At 41.0% G+C, this 18,879-nt stretch carries 21 protein-coding genes; 19 read left to right on the forward strand and 2 right to left on the reverse strand.

Going from position 1 to position 18,879, the window contains the following annotated elements; genetic code table 11:
• Positions 1–7: 7 nt before the first annotated feature.
• From ybeY to PKC96_04620, 9 genes are all read left to right on the forward strand, one after another.
• Positions 8–475, forward strand: coding sequence for an rRNA maturation RNase YbeY (gene ybeY, locus PKC96_04580; GenBank protein HMM00598.1), 468 nt, complete (start codon positions 8–10; stop codon positions 473–475).
• On the forward strand, positions 471–869 hold the full coding sequence (cdd, locus tag PKC96_04585; GenBank protein ID HMM00599.1) for a cytidine deaminase: 399 nt from the start codon (positions 471–473) through the stop codon (positions 867–869). Before ybeY ends, cdd begins: the two co-directional genes overlap by 5 nt.
• A 2-nt stretch (positions 870–871) precedes the next feature.
• Entirely contained in the window at positions 872–1,756 is an 885-nt protein-coding gene (era, locus tag PKC96_04590) for a GTPase Era (protein HMM00600.1), read from the forward strand.
• A 2-nt stretch (positions 1,757–1,758) separates the two neighbouring features.
• Positions 1,759–2,484 carry a DNA repair protein RecO gene (recO, locus tag PKC96_04595; protein ID HMM00601.1) on the forward strand — a complete coding sequence of 242 codons (726 nt, stop codon included), beginning with the start codon at positions 1,759–1,761 and terminating at the stop codon, positions 2,482–2,484.
• A 73-nt stretch (positions 2,485–2,557) separates the two neighbouring features.
• Positions 2,558–3,931 carry a glycine--tRNA ligase gene (locus PKC96_04600; protein ID HMM00602.1) on the forward strand — a complete coding sequence of 458 codons (1,374 nt, stop codon included), beginning with the start codon at positions 2,558–2,560 and terminating at the stop codon, positions 3,929–3,931.
• Between the two features lie 14 nt (positions 3,932–3,945).
• Positions 3,946–5,757, forward strand: coding sequence for a DNA primase (dnaG, locus tag PKC96_04605; protein ID HMM00603.1), 1,812 nt, complete (start codon positions 3,946–3,948; stop codon positions 5,755–5,757).
• An 11-nt stretch (positions 5,758–5,768) separates the two neighbouring features.
• Positions 5,769–7,031, forward strand: a complete 1,263-nt coding sequence (rpoD, locus tag PKC96_04610) for an RNA polymerase sigma factor RpoD (GenBank protein ID HMM00604.1) — start codon at positions 5,769–5,771, stop codon at positions 7,029–7,031.
• On the forward strand, positions 7,028–7,705 hold the full coding sequence (locus PKC96_04615) for a class I SAM-dependent methyltransferase (GenBank protein HMM00605.1): 678 nt from the start codon (positions 7,028–7,030) through the stop codon (positions 7,703–7,705). The genes rpoD and PKC96_04615 overlap by 4 nt, the downstream gene beginning before the upstream one ends.
• Positions 7,684–8,466, forward strand: a complete 783-nt coding sequence (locus tag PKC96_04620; protein ID HMM00606.1) for a Nif3-like dinuclear metal center hexameric protein — start codon at positions 7,684–7,686, stop codon at positions 8,464–8,466. Before PKC96_04615 ends, PKC96_04620 begins: the two co-directional genes overlap by 22 nt.
• Here PKC96_04620 and ispH read toward each other — a convergent pair.
• Positions 8,450–9,328 carry a 4-hydroxy-3-methylbut-2-enyl diphosphate reductase gene (gene ispH, locus PKC96_04625; protein HMM00607.1) on the reverse strand — a complete coding sequence of 293 codons (879 nt, stop codon included), beginning with the start codon at positions 9,326–9,328 and terminating at the stop codon, positions 8,450–8,452. The two genes, PKC96_04620 and ispH, sit on opposite strands and share 17 nt — an antisense overlap.
• Positions 9,329–9,397: 69 nt before the next feature.
• Here ispH and PKC96_04630 point away from each other — a divergent pair, with 69 nt between their 5' ends.
• A complete protein-coding gene (locus PKC96_04630) occupies positions 9,398–10,750 on the forward strand; it encodes a DEAD/DEAH box helicase (protein ID HMM00608.1) in 1,353 nt (450 codons plus the stop codon).
• Positions 10,751–10,765: 15 nt separating this feature from the next.
• On the opposite strand, the gene ispG is transcribed toward PKC96_04630, so the two are convergent.
• Positions 10,766–11,818 (reverse strand): flavodoxin-dependent (E)-4-hydroxy-3-methylbut-2-enyl-diphosphate synthase, encoded by a 1,053-nt coding sequence (gene ispG / locus PKC96_04635; protein ID HMM00609.1) that lies wholly within the window; start codon positions 11,816–11,818, stop codon positions 10,766–10,768.
• A gap of 250 nt (positions 11,819–12,068) precedes the next feature.
• Here ispG and rpmG point away from each other — a divergent pair, with 250 nt between their 5' ends.
• The 9 genes from rpmG to PKC96_04680 all read left to right on the forward strand — a co-directional run bounded on the left by rpmG (position 12,069) and on the right by PKC96_04680 (position 18,296).
• Positions 12,069–12,218, forward strand: coding sequence for a 50S ribosomal protein L33 (rpmG, locus tag PKC96_04640; protein ID HMM00610.1), 150 nt, complete (start codon positions 12,069–12,071; stop codon positions 12,216–12,218).
• Between the two features lie 29 nt (positions 12,219–12,247).
• Complete coding sequence (locus PKC96_04645; GenBank protein HMM00611.1) at positions 12,248–12,880, forward strand: MBL fold metallo-hydrolase; 633 nt, start codon at positions 12,248–12,250, stop codon at positions 12,878–12,880.
• A gap of 81 nt (positions 12,881–12,961) precedes the next feature.
• Positions 12,962–13,921, forward strand: a complete 960-nt coding sequence (locus tag PKC96_04650) for a metal ABC transporter substrate-binding protein (GenBank protein HMM00612.1) — start codon at positions 12,962–12,964, stop codon at positions 13,919–13,921.
• Positions 13,922–13,923: 2 nt separating this feature from the next.
• Positions 13,924–14,634 carry a metal ABC transporter ATP-binding protein gene (locus PKC96_04655; protein HMM00613.1) on the forward strand — a complete coding sequence of 237 codons (711 nt, stop codon included), beginning with the start codon at positions 13,924–13,926 and terminating at the stop codon, positions 14,632–14,634.
• Between the two features lie 2 nt (positions 14,635–14,636).
• Positions 14,637–15,674 carry a metal ABC transporter permease gene (locus PKC96_04660; protein ID HMM00614.1) on the forward strand — a complete coding sequence of 346 codons (1,038 nt, stop codon included), beginning with the start codon at positions 14,637–14,639 and terminating at the stop codon, positions 15,672–15,674.
• Positions 15,662–16,807: a metal ABC transporter permease gene (locus PKC96_04665; protein ID HMM00615.1), complete on the forward strand. Its 1,146-nt coding sequence runs from the start codon at positions 15,662–15,664 to the stop codon at positions 16,805–16,807. Before PKC96_04660 ends, PKC96_04665 begins: the two co-directional genes overlap by 13 nt.
• The gene (locus PKC96_04670) at positions 16,779–17,429 is read left to right on the forward strand and encodes a metal-dependent transcriptional regulator (protein HMM00616.1); all 651 of its coding nucleotides are present in this window, start codon (positions 16,779–16,781) and stop codon (positions 17,427–17,429) included. The genes PKC96_04665 and PKC96_04670 overlap by 29 nt, the downstream gene beginning before the upstream one ends.
• A 54-nt stretch (positions 17,430–17,483) precedes the next feature.
• Positions 17,484–18,041, forward strand: coding sequence for an elongation factor P (efp, locus tag PKC96_04675; protein ID HMM00617.1), 558 nt, complete (start codon positions 17,484–17,486; stop codon positions 18,039–18,041).
• A 21-nt stretch (positions 18,042–18,062) separates the two neighbouring features.
• Positions 18,063–18,296 carry a YneF family protein gene (locus PKC96_04680; GenBank protein ID HMM00618.1) on the forward strand — a complete coding sequence of 78 codons (234 nt, stop codon included), beginning with the start codon at positions 18,063–18,065 and terminating at the stop codon, positions 18,294–18,296.
• Positions 18,297–18,879 lie beyond the last annotated feature (583 nt).

An 18,879-nucleotide genomic window follows, 5' to 3' on the forward strand; every position in this document is an offset into this window, starting at 1 on the left:
TGAACTTATGAGAATTGATTTTAATAACGAATATCCGCAAGAACTTGGAAACTATCGGCAAGTGTATCGTCGCTTGGCAGATAAAACGTTAAAACACTTGAACATACTTGACCATTACGTTCTTGAGGTGGACTTAGTTGACAATGACCGTATCCATGAGATAAATCGCGATTACCGAGCAATAGATCGTGAAACCGATGTCATTTCATTTGCCTTTAATGATGAAGTGGAAGGGGAAGTGAAAATAAAAACCGGCGATTTACCCATGCTGTTAGGTAATATTATTATCTCGGTGGATCGAGCTCGATCCCAAGCCCTTGAATATGGACATTCATTCCATCGAGAGATGAAATTTCTTTTTCTTCATGGCTTACTTCATTTGCTTGGCTACGATCATCAAACAAAGGAAGATGAAAAAGAAATGTTTGACTTGCAAGATGAAATACTTGGAAAGAGGATTATAAAAAATGATTGATGAAAAACAAGCTGTGGCTTTAGCGCTTGAAGCGCGAAAAAAGAGTTACTCTCCTTATTCAAAATTTGCGGTCGGAGCCGTTATCGTTACTAACGACGGACGGGTATTCGAAGGAGCAAATATTGAGAATGCGGCCTATGGTCTTTCGATGTGCGCGGAGAGAAATGCTATTTTTAATGCCTATATGCACGGATGTCATAAAGAAGACTTAGCTCTATTATCAGTAATTGCTGATACGGGCGAACCGGTTTCTCCCTGCGGATCGTGCCGACAGGTTATTTCGGAACTTTATCCGGCGGATAAACCGATTATCCTCGCTAATTTAAAAGGGGAAGTAAGAACGACCAATGCCAAAGAACTATTGCCATTTGCTTTTGATGATCAGGATTTATAGACATGAAAAGCGGATTCATTAGCATCGTTGGCCGGCCTAATGTTGGTAAATCGACAATTATCAACGCCATCATCGGAACCAAAGTGGCAATTACCACTTCTAAGCCTCAGACAACGCGAAATATTATTCGCGGTATTTTAACTACCCCGGAAGCACAGTTAATATTTATCGATACTCCAGGAATACATAAGCCTTATTTGCAAATTGGAAATGAGATGAATAAGATGGCTTATCATTCATTACGCGAAGCTGAGGCTACAATCTTGGTTGTTGATGCCGGACAAAGTTTTGGACCGGGAGACCAATTTTTGATTGATAACTTAACTATTCGTTCCCCCTTATTCATCGTTTTTAACAAGATTGATCTTGCAACTTTTGCCAGTATGGAAAAACTCAAGTCCATCTATAAAGATAAATATCCTACGGCTCACCAAATTGAGGTAAGTGCGATTCGGAATGTCAATTTGGATGTTGTCGTATCAGAAATAATCAAAATTCTCCCCGAAGGGCCCCAATATTTTCCATCTAATATGACTTCGAATCGCGGCGATGATTTTTTGATTTCAGAAGTCATTCGCGAACGCATCATGCTACTTACTCGTCAGGAAATTCCTCATAGCGTGGCGGTAAGCCTCGTAAAAAAAGAACTTATCGATGACGATAAAATGGATGTTGCCGCGGATATAATTGTTGAAAAAGACTCTCAAAAAGGGATCTTAATTGGCAAAGGGGGACGACTTATTCGCCAAATACGGCTTGATGCCACCAAGCAATTGGAGCATTTACTTCATAAAACGATTCGAATGGAATTGTTCGTCCGGGTTAAGGAAAATTGGCGCGACGATTTAAAGTCCCTTAAATCTTTAGGTATCAATGACGAGGAGTAAAAATGGAAGATAAAGTCATTATTCTTCGTTTGACACAATATAAAGAATCCGATGCGATTGTAACGGCAATTAGTTCCAATGGTTATGTATCATTTTCGGCCCGGGGAATAATGAAAATCAACGCTCATAACGGAGCTCTTATTCAACCCTTCAATGAGGTAGTGGTCGATTTGACCGAAGGTAAGGCCGGGAATGTTTTAAAGACAGCAAGCACGATTTTTACAGCTGATGCCAGCTTAAATCATCTAGAAAAAATGAGCGCGCTTTTTTTGCTGGGAGAAATTACCTTAGCAATCATTAAAGAGGAGGAAGATGCGAAAAAAATTTTTCCCTTTCTTGAAAAAGCCATTCATAATATTGAAAAGTTCGATGAGTTATCTTTAGTCATGCTCTACTTGGCGACTGCAATCAAAGTGGCGGGTTTTGGTCCGGAAGTCGACCAATGCGTCATCTGTGGATCAAAGCGTAAAATAGTTGGTTTTTCGTTTGAAGAAGGGGGCTTTATTTGTCAAAATTGCGCCTATGAATCACAGATAGAGCAACGAAGCACACATCTTTTAAACATGTATCGTTACGCTTTTAAAATAAGTCCTGATGACATATGCCGAGTATCCTTTGAAGCGAAAGATAATCTTTTGATTCTAAGCGAACTGAATCAGTATTTAAGCGATTCGCTTGGCATCAAGTTAAAAAAATACAACGATTTTATTTCAATTTTGAGAGTTTGATACACTTATAATAGGTTGACAAAGTAATAGCATAAAGTATAATCACTCTGTGCCTTAGGGCCGGGAGAATTTTATGCCAGAACATTCATTTGATAAGATTGTGGTTCATTTGCAGACGAGCGGTTACGTTTTTCAAGGTTCGGAGATATACGGCGGGTTGTCGAATACTTGGGATTATGGTCCGCTTGGTGTTGAAATAAAAAATAATATTCGTCGCGCGTGGTGGAAGAGATTTGTTCAAGAAAGCAAAGAAAACGTCGGCCTTGATGCGGCGATTTTGATGAATCCAAAAGTTTGGGAAGCAACCGGTCATGTGGCGACTTTTTCCGACCCGTTAATCGATTGCAAGTCTTGCCACGCTCGTCACCGTGCCGATACGCTGATTGAGACTCAATTTCCTGACGCCGATGTCAACGGGATGAGTCAAGCGGAAATGATGGAGTTTATTCGGCATAACAACGTCGTTTGCCCGGTATGTGGCAAGAGCAATTTTACCGATATTAGGCAATTTAATATGATGTTTAAAACACATATTGGAGTTACGGATGATAGCAAGAGTGAAGTATATCTTCGTCCCGAGACCGCACAGGGTATTTTCGTTAATTTTAAAAATGTCATGCGCGCGGCCCGGAAGAAACTTCCCTTTGGTATTTGCCAGACCGGGAAATCATTTCGTAACGAGATTACTCCTGGGAATTTTACTTTTAGAACTCGCGAATTTGAGCAGATGGAGATGGAGTTTTTTTGTAGGCCGGGTTCCGATTTAGAGTGGTTTAAATATTGGAAGCAGCACTGTATTGATTTTGTTGGCGCGCTTGGAATCAAAAAAGAGAATCTTCGTTTTCGCAATCATGAGACCGAGGAATTGGCTTTTTATTCGAAGGCGACGACCGATATTGAATACTTGTTTCCATTTGGATGGGGCGAAATATGGGGAATCGCCGATCGAACCGACTATGATTTGAAACGTCATATGCAGTATAGCGGTGAAAATCTTGAGTACCTGGATCCGGAGACGAACGAAAAATATGTTCCGTACTGTATCGAACCTTCCGTGGGGCTTGATCGCCTAATTTTAATGGCTCTGACCGATGCATATGATGAAGAGAGTCTTCCTAATGACGACATGCGGATTGTAATGCATCTGCATCCGGCCTTGGCCCCATATAAGGCGGCGGTTTTACCATTATCAAAGAAGTTAAATGAGAAGGCCGGTGAAATCTACGCGCATCTACAAAAGCATTTTATGGTTACATATGATGAAACCGGCTCAATCGGCAAACGTTACCGGCGGGAAGATGCAATTGGAACTCCGTTTTGCATAACGGTGGATTTCGATACTTTGGAAGATAATCAAGTTACGATTCGGAATCGTGACTCAATGGAACAAATTAGAATGTCAATTACCGAATTAGACACATTTTTGGAAGAAAAAACCTCCTTTTAGAAAGAGAAATTTAGATGGCATTTAAATCAAACTTAGCAGATGAAATTCTTCATCGCGCCGATATTGTGGAAGTCATAAGCAACTATATTCCTGTGACCAAAAAGGGCCGGAATTATGTCGCCATATGTCCTTTTCATGATGATAAAAATCCATCCCTTCATATCTCTCAGGACAAGCAGATATACAAGTGCTTTGCCTGTGGCGCTGGCGGAAATGCAATTTCGTTTGTGCAGAACTACGAAAAAATATCTTTTGGCGATGCTTTGAAAAAGGTCGCCGATTTAATTGGTTACGATGATGAGCGTTTGAAGCAATATCAACATATTAACAAGATTGATCATGCGCTTGTACCGCTATATAACTGCCTTGAGGACTTGACAAAGTATTACCAATACTGCCTTTTGACAGAAGAGGGAAAAGAGGCAAAGGATTACCTTCATAATCGGGGCTTGGCTGGTGAGATTGAGCAGACATTCCGTCTCGGATATGCCCTTAATAATGGTGAGGCTTCTATTGAGTTTCTACAAAAGCGCGGTCATTCAATAAAAACTATTGAAGCGATTGGTATTATGGGGGGCGAACTCAATCAGCCCTTCGATCGCAATCGGGGGAGAGTAATGTTTCCGATTACCGATCGAGACGGTAAAATCGTCGGCTTTAGTGGCCGAATTTTGCAAAAGCGGAAAGATGTCGGCAAATATGTTAATTCACCGGAGACCCCGGTTTTTAAAAAAAGCCAGATTCTCTACAATTTTGATCGGGCGAAAACGACGGCTCGCCATGACGGCTATGTGTACATTCTGGAAGGGTTCATGGATGTTTTCGCACTATATCGGGCAGGAATAAATAGTGCTGTCGCTTTAATGGGAACAGCATTAACTAAAGAACACATCGCCATGTTGCGTTCGTTAAATGCCGAATTAAGAATTTGCCTTGATGGTGACTTAGCCGGTCAAATGGGAATGCTTAAAATAGCCAAGGAACTGAGCAACAGCGGATTAAGTTATTCATTTGTAGATAGTGGCAACGAACTGCGAGATCCAGATGAGATTTTAACGCAAGATGGCACGGAAGCGTTGCTAAAATATTTAGACAGACGCATTTCTCATTCGGTCTTTGCAATGCAGTATTATCGGCTTCATGGTAAAGCGGAAACGACCAGCGACCGTCGGCGCTTGGTAGTCGAGATGTTGCCTATTATCGATACCATCACTAATCAAGAAGAACTGATGGATGGCCTGCTGATACTGAAATCACTGACTAATTTTCCTTTGGAGTCGCTTAAAAAGAGTTTGGATTTATATCGGAAGCGCTCTAATAAAGCGATACCATCGTTTCGAGAAGTTCACCCGGAAAGGGAATTGATTCGTCATTTTTCTTTTGCTGAACGAGATGTGATCGTCTATATGTTGCACGACAAGCGGGCAGCCGCGTATTACGAAGCAAACATTAATTATCTATATGATGATATATATCGTTCAATTGCCAATTTCCTAATTGATTATTACGATAACCATGATGCTCTTGATGTGGCGGAGTTAATTAATACCATTGCAAGCAACGATTCGGCAGGCGTGCAAGATATTATAGAGGAGGTGTCATCCTTATCACTAAGAAATGACCTACCGGTCTATTCCGATCAATCGATGGATGAATTACGGTTTACAATTGAAGCTGAACGTAGTAAAGAGAAGAAGGAACGTGACTTATTAGAACAGACAAAGGGTAAATCGGATGCTGAAAAAGCAGCAATTTATGCTCAGTATTACCGTAAAAATAAAGATGATAATTTACCGGTTTTGGATAAAGAAAGGAAACCCAATTAAGAGGAGTTAATATGAAAAAAAAGAAAATAGTGGAAGATGATTTAAGTCTAATTTCCGATGATGATGAGGCCGTTGAAAGTCTCGATACAATCAAAAAAAAGCTTGAAAAAAAAGGAAAAACCGCCGGCTATTTGGATCAAGACGATATTTTTGAAGCTATCCAACATCTGGACCTATCAGATGAAGATATGGATGCGCTTTTGGATTACTTTAAACAAAAAGGTATTAATATTATCGGCGACGAAGACGGGGAGGACTTAGACAGCATCGATATTGATGTCAAAAACTTGGATGAAAAAAAATTAAATCAAGATATTGTCGAAGATGAAGATGTGATGTTTGATGATAGCTTTGATGATAGCAACGAAGAAGAAGAGACGGATGATTTGGATGTCGATCGGTTCAATCGTTTAGCAAATGGTGATGTCAAAGTCAATGACTCGGTTAAGATGTATCTGCATGAAATCGGGCACCACGAATTACTAAAACCGGACGAGGAAGTAGAATTGGCCAAGCGGATTGAAGCGGGTGATGAAGATGCTAAAGATCGTTTGATAAACTGCAACTTACGTTTGGTAGTTAATATCGCTAAACATTATTTAGGACGGGGAATGCAATTTTTAGATTTAATTCAAGAGGGCAACCTTGGCTTGATGAAAGCGGTAGAAAAATTCGACTATAAAAAAGGATTTAAATTTTCTACCTATGCCACATGGTGGATTCGCCAGGCTATTACGCGCGCGATTGCTGATCAGGCGCGGACGATTCGTATCCCTGTGCATATGGTTGAGACAATTAATAAAATTACCCGGGTTCAACGTCAACTGGTCCAAGAATTGGGACGGGATCCAACTGCGGAAGAAATCAGTGACAAACTTGACGGCGCGATGCCGCCGGAGAGAATTCGTGAAATTCAGCGGATTGCCCTTGAACCGGTTTCTTTAGAGACGCCAATCGGTGAAGAAGAAGATAGCCACATTGGCGATTTTATTGAAGATAAAGACACCTTATCACCAACCGATTACACGAGTAACATTCTTTTGGTTGAAGAGATATATGAAGTCATGCACGATTGCCTAACCGACCGTGAGGACCGAGTTATTCGCCTTCGTTATGGACTGGATGATAATCGGCCCCGGACCTTAGAAGAAGTAGGAAAAGAATTCGGAGTTACCAGAGAGCGTATTCGGCAAATTGAGGCTAAGGCTATCCGTAAAATGCGGGCGCCAAGTCGGATGAAACGTTTGCAAGATTATAGGAATTTTAAAGAATGAGCATGCAATTACCTTCCCGATTAATGGCGATTGCTAGTCATATAAATGAGAAGGACCATGTGGCCGATATCGGTTCGGATCACGGCCTTTTGCCGCTGTTTTTAGTGAAAGAAAGCCATTTGACCCGCGTCTATGCTTCCGACAATAAAGAGGGGCCCTTTAAAATTTTGCATAAAGCGGTGACAGAAGCAAATTTGGCAGATCAAATCCAAGTTGATTTGGCCGACGGACTGAAGAAATTACCGGAAGATATCGATACGGTCGTGATATCAGGCATGGGCGGGGATGTTATATGCGATATAATAAACGACTCAATTGATAAACTTGATCAAATAAAAAAAATTATTCTAGTACCGCACACCAAGGCAGACGAAGTGCGCTCGCTGATGGCTTTTTATGGTTTTAGTTTTGAAGATGAAGTTGTTGTTGAAGAAGATAATCACTTCTACGAAATAATAGTTATGGTTCCCAAACGCCACATTTACTGCGGACTGGAGTTAGTTTTCGGACCGATCAATCTGAATCAAAAAAGCGATTCCTTCATAAGAATGTGGCGCGATCGTTACGAACGAAATGAGAAGATTTTATCGGGAAATATTGATGACCATCGCCGTGATCAAATTTTGGCGGAACAGGAGAAGATTGAGACTTTATGGTCAAAACAAAAGTTTTAATTCAAAAATTGGCCGGTCGCTTTCCCAAAGCGCTCGCGTATAAGAACCACGACCGTAGGATTGGCTTACAAACAGGAAAGTTAAAGGAGTGGACATCGCGTATCGTGCTCGCCCTTGATTTAGATGAGACCATTGCCGACCGCGTGCTAGAAATTAGTCCCGATTTGGTTTTGACTCACCACCCGTTTATTTTTGGTCCGCGGATGGCAGTGCTGAAAAGTGATTCTTTAAAAATGGAACTGGTTAGGCGACTAGATGATGCCTTGATACCCGTCTATAGTATGCATACAAATTTTGACGAGGGAAAAGATGGCATGAATGATGCTTTAGCCACAGCCTTAGGTTTAGAAAATATTCATCCATTAGCCACAGAAAAAATGGCGCGAGGAGGAATTCTGTCTCAGCCGATGGAAGTGGATGATTTTGTAAAATATGCTCTTATGCGCCTTGACGTTCCCTATGGCAGCATTATAAATGCCGGGAAAAAAGCCATTACCAGCGTGGCGATTATCGGTGGTGGCGGTTCGCGGAGTTGGCAAAAAGCCGCCGCGGAAGGTTTTGATATTTTTATCAGCGGTGATGCTCCGCATCATGTTCGAAGAGATATCGTCCGCTACCAATTTAATTATTTGGACGTTCCCCACGAAGTGGAAAGGATTTTTCTTAAACAAATGAAAAAAATACTGCTGGAAATTGATCCAACCCTAGAAGTTCTTATTCTTGATCAAGAGAAGGCACCTCCGGTTATTCAATTGCCTTAAGTGCGGATATTACTTTTTCGGTTATTTCAAGGGGAGTCGAAGCCCCGGCGGATACGGCGACCAGCGCAAAACGCCTGATCTTATCAAGATCAAGTTCATCAATTGAGCCAATCAGATTGACATCGGCCTTTGGATGAGATGCCTTTGCGATGGCAACTAGATGATTGGTGTTGGCCGAACGTTTTGATCCGACGACCAAAATGGCGCCGACTTCTTGAGGAATATTCTTGACGGCGTTTTGTCTAAGTCGAGTCGCGGGACATATTTCTTCCGCAAAAATTGCCTTGGGAATCACATTGCGAATTCGATAGTGAATGGGCAACAGGGAATCATAGGCTAAAGTTGTTTGATTTATGACTAACGGGGGAACTAGATCGTCGTTGAAAGCGCGATAAAGATTTAAATCGTCTTCTCGATAAAGGACGACGTTATCGCTGACGGATAGGGCCGAAAGGGTCTCAGGATGGTTCTCTTTTCCGATGTATATCACCTTTTGACCATTATGCGCGGCTTCCTTTATCAAATGCAGATTATCACTGACATAAGTGCAGGTTGCGTCCACGATTGTCAAATTTAATTTCCGCGCGTGCGACTCAAGGCTCGCGGGATGCCCATGGGCGGTGAAAACAACGATGCTTTCGGGCGGTAATTCGCCCATCGCCTCTTTCAGTTCGGCAAATGGATAATCGAGAGTCGTAATTTTATGTTCAAAAAGTATATTATTGACGTGCTCGTTATGGACGAGCATGCCGATTATGTATATCGGTCTTAAAGGATAATTTTCCCGGGTTTTTAAAGCCAGATTAATGGCCTTTATTACACCCTCGCAATATCCGTGCGGTTGACAAACAAAAACTTTCATAATGATCCTTTCGCTACAATAATACCATACGAGTAAAAAAATTATGTATAATAATACACGGAGAATTTTATGGCCAAATTTAGTCAATATGCAATCAAGAGTAGTTTATTAAGCGCTTTACAAAATCACGGATACGATAATTTAACTCCGGTTCAAACGGAGGTGATTCCCGATGCTATGCGCGGGAAATCTTTAGTTGTTCAGGCTCCGACCGGTTCAGGGAAAACGCATTCTTTTCTGGTGCCGATTATTAATAATATCAAGGTTGATGACCACGAGATTCAGACGATCATTTTATCGCCTACCCGTGAATTGGCTAAACAGATATATGATTTTGCCATGCAGTTGGCCGGCGGTCTTTCCGGAATAAACGTCGCCTTAATCGCCGGGGGAAATGACAAAAGTCGCGACGAAGAAAAACTCTTTTCGCATCCGCATATAGTAATCGGCACTCCGGGTCGATTGTATGATTTAGGGGTGGAAAACTCGGTTACTTCAATGGCGCATGTTAGGACGATTGTACTCGATGAGGCCGATATGCTTCTCGACAGCGGTTTCTTTAATCTTATTGATGGCCTTTTAGGCCAAATTAGCAGCCAAGTTATGGTTTTCTCGGCGACGATGACTCCGGCCTTGGCCAATCTAATCAACCACTATCTTAAGGGAGCACGGGTCATACAGCTTTCACCCAAGGAGCCGACTTCATCCCGCGTTTCACATTTTGCCATCGATACCCGTCATCAGCCTATTGAGGAAGTAATTAAAAACTTTGTTATTTTCTATCACCCGTATTTTCTTTTGGTCTTTGCCCGAACTAATGAAGATGCCCGGCATTACGCCCAATATCTTAATCAGCAAGGAATGAATGTCGGCGAGCTTCATGGCGGTTTGAGTCCGCGCGAACGCAAGATAATGATGAAACGAATCCGGAACAAGGAATTCAGTGTAGTCGTGGCCAGCGACGTGGCAGCGCGTGGAATTGATTTGCCGGATGTAAGTGACATTTTAAATGTCGGCTTTCCTTCGGATATGGCATACTATTTCCATCGGGCCGGGCGAACCGCCCGTTATGATCGGGTGGGCAATTCATTTTTACTTTATGACAATGATCAATTGACTGATTTAAATGAATTAATAAAAAGAAATGTCGGCTTTCAGTACTTGGTTTATCGGGACAGAGAATTTGTCCTTTCAAATCAGAAAGCTCGTAAAACAATAATTAAAAAGGAAAATCCGGATTTGACGGCAAAAATAAAAAAAGCCGTAGCGATGAACCGCAGCAAAAAGGTTAAGCCCGGTTATAAGAAAAAAGTTAAACAGGCAGTCGATAAGGTTAAGCGCAAGCACCGGCAGGAAGTAATTAGAAAAGATATCCGGCGCCAAGTCGAAGAACGCAAACGGCAAAAAACATCGGATAAGTAAAAAAAAAGGAAATCGTCAGAGATTGTCGATTTCCTTTTTTAGTCTAATAAAAGCCTCATTTTCCGGAATGGAGGCGATCACTTTTCCTTTTTTAAATATGGCATACTGACCGCGACCTCCGGCTAACCCGATGTCGGCGTTGCTCGCTTCCCCGGGACCATTAACAACGCAACCCATGACCGCAACCGTAATTGGCTTATTAACTTGCTCAATATAGGCTAATACCTTATTGGCAAGGGCAATGACATCAACTTGGGTACGTCCGCATGTCGGGCAACTGATCAGAGTCGGATAATTGGGGTAAAGGCCCAAGTCATGCAAAAGCCGCTTTGCAGTTATGATTTCATCTAACGGGCTAGCGCTTAGCGAGATACGAATAGTATCGCCGATTCCCGATAAAAGCAGCGGGGATAATCCGGCAGCGGAGCGAATAATACCAGTCTCCTTGGTTCCTGCCTCGGTAATTCCAAGATGAAGTGGATAAGGGAATGTTTCCGCGGCCAATTTATAAGCGGCGATAGTTTCTTTAACATCGGTTCCTTTCAAGGAAATAACAATATCAAAAAAACCTAAATCCTCGAGAATTTTGACATGTTTCATAGCGCTATTAACCAGATGCTGAGCAGTTAATTCCTGATCGTAATTATAAATACTGCGATCGATCGAACCGGAATTTACGCCAATACGAATGGGGATACCCAATGCTTTTGCCCGATCAACGACTTCCTTTATTCTGTCAATTGATCCGATATTGCCGGGATTTAATCTGATTGCATCCACACCGGCATCCATCGCCGCCAGCGCCAGGCGATAATCAAAATGAATATCGGCCACCAGGGGAATGGAAATAAGTTTTTTAATTTCGCCAATAGCTTTAGCATCTTCCGTGTCGAGGACCGCTAACCGCATGATCTCCGCTCCTAAAGCGGTCGCATCGTTAATTTGGTTTGCGACTTCCGTGATCCGACTTGTTTTGATATTGCACATACTTTGGATAACGACTTTATCTTGCCCGCCGATTTGGACGTTTCCGACGTGAACCGGGCGGGTATTAATTCTTGAAATCATTTTTATGAACCTCTTACGTTTTCATTTTATCATAGTGCGAGTAAAAAACTAATTTAAGTTCCTGTAAAAATGGTGAAGACAAAACTTGGCTTCTATCTCGACCATTATAGATAATATTTATTCAATAAAAATATGAAGATTAAACTAATTGTTTCATATAGTTAAAATTGGGGAAATTTGAGTAAATATTTATAGAATAAAAACAACAGGTATGATACAATACGGAAATGTAAGCACCGGAGGTGGAATTATGCGTGAAAACATTATTTTGAAATGTACTGATTGCGGCGAGGAAAACTATATTACGACTAAGAATAAAAAGCTTCATCCAGATCGGATGGAAGTTAAAAAATATTGCCCGCGTTGCAACAAAGTCACCATTCATAAGGAAAAGAAATAAAGCTCACGCTTTATTTTTTTGTTTATATCATGATTAAAGTTATACCGCTTATCTATCCGGAGAAAAATTTTAGTTCCAACACTTACATTGTCAGCGACGAAAATAACGCCTCCGTCGTCATTGACCCCGGACAAACGGGTCTTGGATTGGTGGAGTATATTTCCGCCAATAAAATAAATTTAAAGGCTATTCTATTGACGCACGGTCACTACGATCATATACGGGGAGTTAAGGTCATTGTTGATAATTTTCACGTCCCGGTTTTCATCAACGCCCGCGACGCGATGCTTTGCGAAAACGAACGTTTTAATTCCGGAATTGATTATCTGCAGGGATTAAAGGACTACATTGTGTATATCGAGGACAGGATGACATTAAATCTGCTTGCCACTCCGATTAATGTTTTACATACTCCCTTTCATACGCCCGGAAGTGTCATTTACTATTTTTCTCAGGAGAATGCCGCCTTTACCGGCGATACGATATTTAAACGTTCCATCGGGCGGACCGATTTATTTGGTGGCTCACCGAAGGATATAGCCAACAGTCTAAACTATATTCGCAAGGAGATTCCGCTGACGACAATTCTTTATCCGGGACACGATAAAAAGACGACAATGGAAGACGAAGTAAAGTTTAATCGCTTCTTTTTATATTATTAGTGAGCATTTAAATTGACCTATTTTAAGGTCTGCCTTATAATTACAAATATTAAGGTTAGCCTTAAAAAAGGAGACAGTGCAATGAAAAAGTCTTTTGCTTATATGATGTCCTTGCCGATTACTTTGGCTTTAAGCGGCTGTTATAATAACGCCGAATATACGAGCTTCGTCAATTCGGATAAGATTAAAATTGTCGCCACGACCTCGATTGTGGCCGATTTTGCCCGTGAAATAGGTCAGGATCAAGTCATCGTGTATAACATGATAAAACCGGGAATGGATGCTCATACCTATAACACCACTCCGGAGGATTTGAAGTTTTTAAAAGCGACCGATTTGATTTTGACAAGCGGATTGGAATTGGAAAGTAGAATTGAAGATGTTCTGGATTCGTATACCTCTGCAAAGGACAAAGCCTTCTATGCCTTGAGTGATGGGCTTGACAGTACAGATTTGCTAACTGCCAGTCATGATGAGGATGAGGCCATTCACGACCACGGACTATATGATCCTCACTTCTGGCTTGATGCCACGCTTTCCATCAAAGCGGTAACCGGTTTGAGTGGTTTTCTTTCATCATACCGAGCGGATGAAAGCGATTATTTTGCTGACAACTTAGCGACATACGTGAGAGAGTTAGAAGAAGTTGACAGTTACATCAGTGAAAATGCTTTGAATTTAGACGCCAATAAACGCATTCTTCTTACCACCCACGATGCCTTGAGCTATTTTGCTAAAGCCTATGGATTTGAGGTCTATTCTTTGCAGGGAATATCAACCGACGGAGAAATATCTACGACCGCGCTTAACAATATTGCCAAAACGGCCAAAGAATTAAATGTCAAGGCCATTTTTCTTGAAGACGGCTTATCCGATAAATCCACACGCGCCGTAATTGAGGCTGCTCAAGCAATCAATTATAATTTGAGTATCGGCGGCGAACTGTTTACTGACACGCTAGGAAGCATTGAGGACAGTGCCGATACATATGTTAAAATGATGAAGACGGATATTGAGCGGATTGTTTCCGCCTTGGAATAACGATGGAAAAAGAATGCATAACGGTAAAAAATTTAACTCTTGCCTACGATTTGAAACCGGTTGTTTTCGATTTGTCCTTTAGTATACAAAAGGGAATGATGGTAGCGATAATCGGTCCTAATGGTGCAGGAAAGTCGACCGTACTAAAAGGAATGTTGGGTTTAGTCAAGCCCATATCAGGAGTAATCGAATACTTTGGGAAACCTTTTTCTACATATAAAAAGAATATTACCTATGTTCCGCAAAAGGAAACAGTCGATTGGTCATTTCCTATGACCGTCTTTGAAGCGGTTATGATGGGACGCTATGGGAAATTAGGATGGTTTAAAACACCTAAGAGCCTTGATCGGAAAGTCGTGACTTCCGCCTTAGCACAAGTAGGTTTATTGGAACTGAAGAATCATCAAATCGCGGAGTTGAGTGGCGGTCAACAGCAGAGGGTGTTTTTGGCTCGAGCATTGGCGAGTGAAGCCGAAGTGTTCTTTTTGGACGAACCTTTTCAAGGGGTTGATATCTACTCGGAGCAGACGATTGTGCAAGTTCTCAAACGTCTTCATGCTCAAGGTAAAACGATAATTGCCGTCCATCATAATTTACAGACAGCCCGAGATTATTTTTCGGATATTATGCTTTTAAATGTGGGCTTGATAGCCTTTGGAAAGGCACAGGATGTTTTGACACAAGAAAACATCAACCGGACCTATAGGAAATAAATATGGGAAGCGATTTTTTTTCTTACACTTTATTGATTGTCACTCTTGGATCGGTTGCTTTAGGAATAATGGGCGGGCTTTTCGGTGGCTTTTTGTCCAACCGTCGGCAATCAATGATCGGCGATGCGATTGCTCATGCTTCGTTTCCGGGCGTGGTATTAGCCTTTTTGTTGAGCGGGAAAAGCGACATTACTACGCTGTTGCTTGGAGCTGCGATTGCATCCGTTATCAGCATGGCTCTAATCAATATTATCGGTCGCCTGTTCAAACATAGCATTGATGGAACAATGGCTCTAACGATGGCGGGAATGTTTGGCCTTGGCCAAGTTATACTTCGCTCATTATCCTATTTAAGACCCGGAAGTAACCAATCTTCGCTCGATGGTTTTATCTTTGGCGAAGCAGCGACAATGCTAAAAAGCGATGCGCTTTTTCTTTGGATCATGACCTTGGTCACGATAACGATTATTATCTTTTTCAAGAAAGAACTTAGCGGTTATTCGTTTGACGGACAATTTATGCGCATCAGCGGTTTTAGCAGTTATCTCATTGAATTTATTTTTTCTTTCTTAACCATTGTCGTGATTGTAATCGGTCTTTCAACGGTGGGGGTGGTATTGATTTCTTCTTTGATAGCCATCCCGTATATTGCCGCTAAACACTGGGTAAAGAAGTTTAATCACCAATTGCTGGTCGCCTCTTTGTTGGGAGCCATCGCCGGATTGATTGGTCCGATTTTTGCAACGCTTAATCCCCTACTTCCACCGGGACCAACAATCATTCTTGTCTTGGCCATTATTACCTTTTTAAGCTTTATTTTTGGCAAGTATGGAAGCCTTTTAAGCCATCTGCTAAATAAAAAAATCCTCGATAAAAAAATTAAAATGTATCCCATGCGTTTTCAGTATCACCTTTTATATCCGATTCCGATTAAAGATGAAGACTTGATGGCATTAAAAAGGGAATTCAAAGTTTTGGATTCAACAAGCAAAAAAGAGATTGAAAAAATGATTGTCGAGGATAAATTATGGGTTTTATGACATGGTTGATTCTTTTGGTATCGGCTCTTAGTGTAACAATCATCGGCTGTTTTATCGTTTTAAGTCACAAGTCAATGCTGAGTGATGCTTTGGCCCATACTACGCTGTTAGGAATTGTCATCGGCTTTGCACTGACAAAAGATATAAATAATCCTCTCCTTCTTGTCATAGCCGGGCTCGTTGGATATTTATCTTTAACAATAATTGAGTGGTTAGTGCAAAAAAAGATGGCCAATCATCATGATGCGATAGCTCTAATTTACTCGCTTTTTTTTGCCACCGCGATAATCATCATTTCGCTTTATTTTCGCAATACGCCAATCGATCTTGAGGCAGTTCTATTTGGGCGAGCGGAATTCGCCGAACTTAAGCCGCTTTTAATTTTCGATGTGAATATCGGTCCGGTTGCCCTTTATATAGCCGGATTAATGCTAGTGCTGAATATAGCATTCGCCGTTATTTTCAACAAGGAATTAAAAGTTGCCATATTTGACCGATCACTGGCCTTTTTAGGGGGGTTGTTACCGACGATAACGATCAATGTGCTTATGGTCTTAACCTCCTTTACAACCGTAATGAACTTTAATGTTTTAGGATCCATTGCCATTATCGCGGTGATGATCGGACCTAGTTTAAGTGTTAAGTTTTTTGCTAAATCCCAAGGACAGATGATAATTTTTACTCTTGCCCTGACTGCTATTGAGACAACATCGGCCTTCATTATAGCGGATGGATTAAACTTTCCTTTGGCACCGACGCTGAGCACATTGATTTTCCTTGTCTACCTGGCCATCGTATTTTTCCATCCAACCCGGGGCATAATCGGCGCTAATGTTATTCGCAACAGAAAAAAGAGCAATTATGACTTAATCAGTCTTCTAATCCACTTTTATCACCACGAGCTGGAAGGAATCAGAATCTGCGCCAATGAAAATGAAACAATTGTCAATCACCTTCACTGGTCAAAAAAGAAAATCAGGCATTATTTAAAGAAAGCAAAAAACAAACACTATATTATTGAGAGCCATGCGAGCTATGGCTTAAGCAATCAAGGACATGATTATATTAAGAACTACTTGTCACGAGACAATGAGGAGGAAGTATATGAACCGCGCGACAGAAAATTATCTTAAGAGTATCTATGAATTATCCCTTCATCATGATAACGAATTTGTAAAATTGTCATCACTAGCAAAAAGTCTTGGTTTCACCTCACAAAGCGTAAATGAAATGGTCAAGCGCTTAGTCGAACAAGATTTGGCTGTTTTTGTTCCTTATCAAGGGGTAAAACTGTCTGAAAGTGGTAAAAAAATTGCGGTTGAACTAATTAGAAGTCATCGGATTTGGGAGGCTTTTCTATTAAAGGAACTTAATTTTTCAAATGAAGAATTGGCAGAACAAGCCGATGCTTTAGAGCATGCATCCAGCAAAAGCATGCTCGACAAATTATATTTTTATCTTGGGCAACCCAAGTATTGTCATCATGGACATCCGATACCCCGTCCTGACGGAACCATTCCCCCCATTACCCATTATTCGCTATGGGAAGAAGAAGTCGGCAGCCTTCAAATAATCGCTAAAAGCCCTGAGATAGAAGGGGTGAAACGCAAGCTTTTGCCAGAGTTGAGCCGCGTGACAATTGTCGCGCACAACCATGACGGGGTCAAAATCAAACTAGCCGATGAGACAATTCTTAATCTAAAGCAAGAGGAAGCAAAAAAAATCTTTGTATTATCGTCTAATATGCATTCCTAAATTGATTTAATTAATAGTTTTGGTATAATATCAAAGGCTAACAGGAGGATTATTATGATTAATGTTACCGAGTTAAGGCCGGGAAATTATTTTATCGAAGAAGGCCAAATTTATAATGTTTTAGATATCTTACTTAATAAGACGGCAATGCGGAAAATGGTGGCGAAATTAAAAGTCAAAAACGTTCGCACTGGTTCAACGACGGAAATGAGTTTCAATTCGGGTTATGCGATTGAAAGAATTACGATTGATAAGCGCAAGATGACTTATTTGTATGATTCGGGGAATTTTCTTGTTTTTATGGATCAGGATACTTATGAGCAGGTTGAGGTTTCCAAAGACCGGCTTGAATGGGAAATGCGCTTTTTGGTGGCTAATTCAGAAGTGGATATCGCCTCTTATGATGGGGAGATTATGGGTATTACCCTGCCGGCCAAAGTGGCATTAAAAATTACGGAGTGTGCTCCCGGAGTTCGGGGAAATACCGTTACAAGTGCGACCAAAGATGCAGTGCTAGAAACCGGAATCACGATTCGGGTTCCGTTATTTATTGAGGAAGGAGAGACCGTTTCAGTTCGTACTGATACGGGTGAATATGATGGCCGGGCTTAAGCCATCACTAATTCAATTAAAATGATTATTTTGGCAACAACCGGTTGGTTGGTTAGTCTAGGCTGGATTCTTTTGGGAGTCGTCTTGGGAGCCGTAGGTGGCTTCTTCATTTCTCGTTGGTATTTTAAAAGAGAATTGGCCAAGAATCCTCCGATCAATGAACAGATGATTCGCGTAATGTATGCCCAGATGGGACGTAAGCCTTCGGAGGCACAGATTCGCCAAATTATGAATAGCGTCAATAAGAGTCGCTAATTAAGTAAAACATTTATTTGTGATATATGCCCGGTTTTCTGAACAAGTTAATTGGAATGTAGCCTAAGGCAATATGGATGCTTCCCTCTATTCAAAGGGAGGCATCCTTTTTTTTATATGTCAATCCTACGAGTGATGAACATGCTAGCCGTAACTGGCTGATTCTTAACCGGAAAAAAGCAGCAACCCGCGGCCTATCATTTCTATACAGGGAGTGAACATAGGTAACTTTCTATTGATTTATAGTTCGAAGGATAATAAGTCTAATTTAAAGCATAATAAGTAAAGAAAGTATCTCTTTCGTTCTCTAATCTACTAACCTATCAATCTTTTAAATACTTTTTAGGAATCCGTTTTCATATATCTCTAAGTATTTTATTAAGGCCATTTTTTTGTGATTTATCCATAATATGAGCGAATATCATAAATAGATGCTTTTTTCCCAATAAAAGCCACGGTAAATCAGTATTTATAATGGGCTATTTTGTAGATATTTTTTTGCGAAAGATATGAATGGAAGACTGATTACTCTGACAGAATGGGGGATTGTTTATTTTTTCTAAATGAATAGTCGTGCTACAAT

Source organism: Bacilli bacterium (genome assembly GCA_035326105.1).
Lineage (GTDB): Bacteria > Bacillota_I > Bacilli_A > RFN20 > CAG-826 > UBA7706.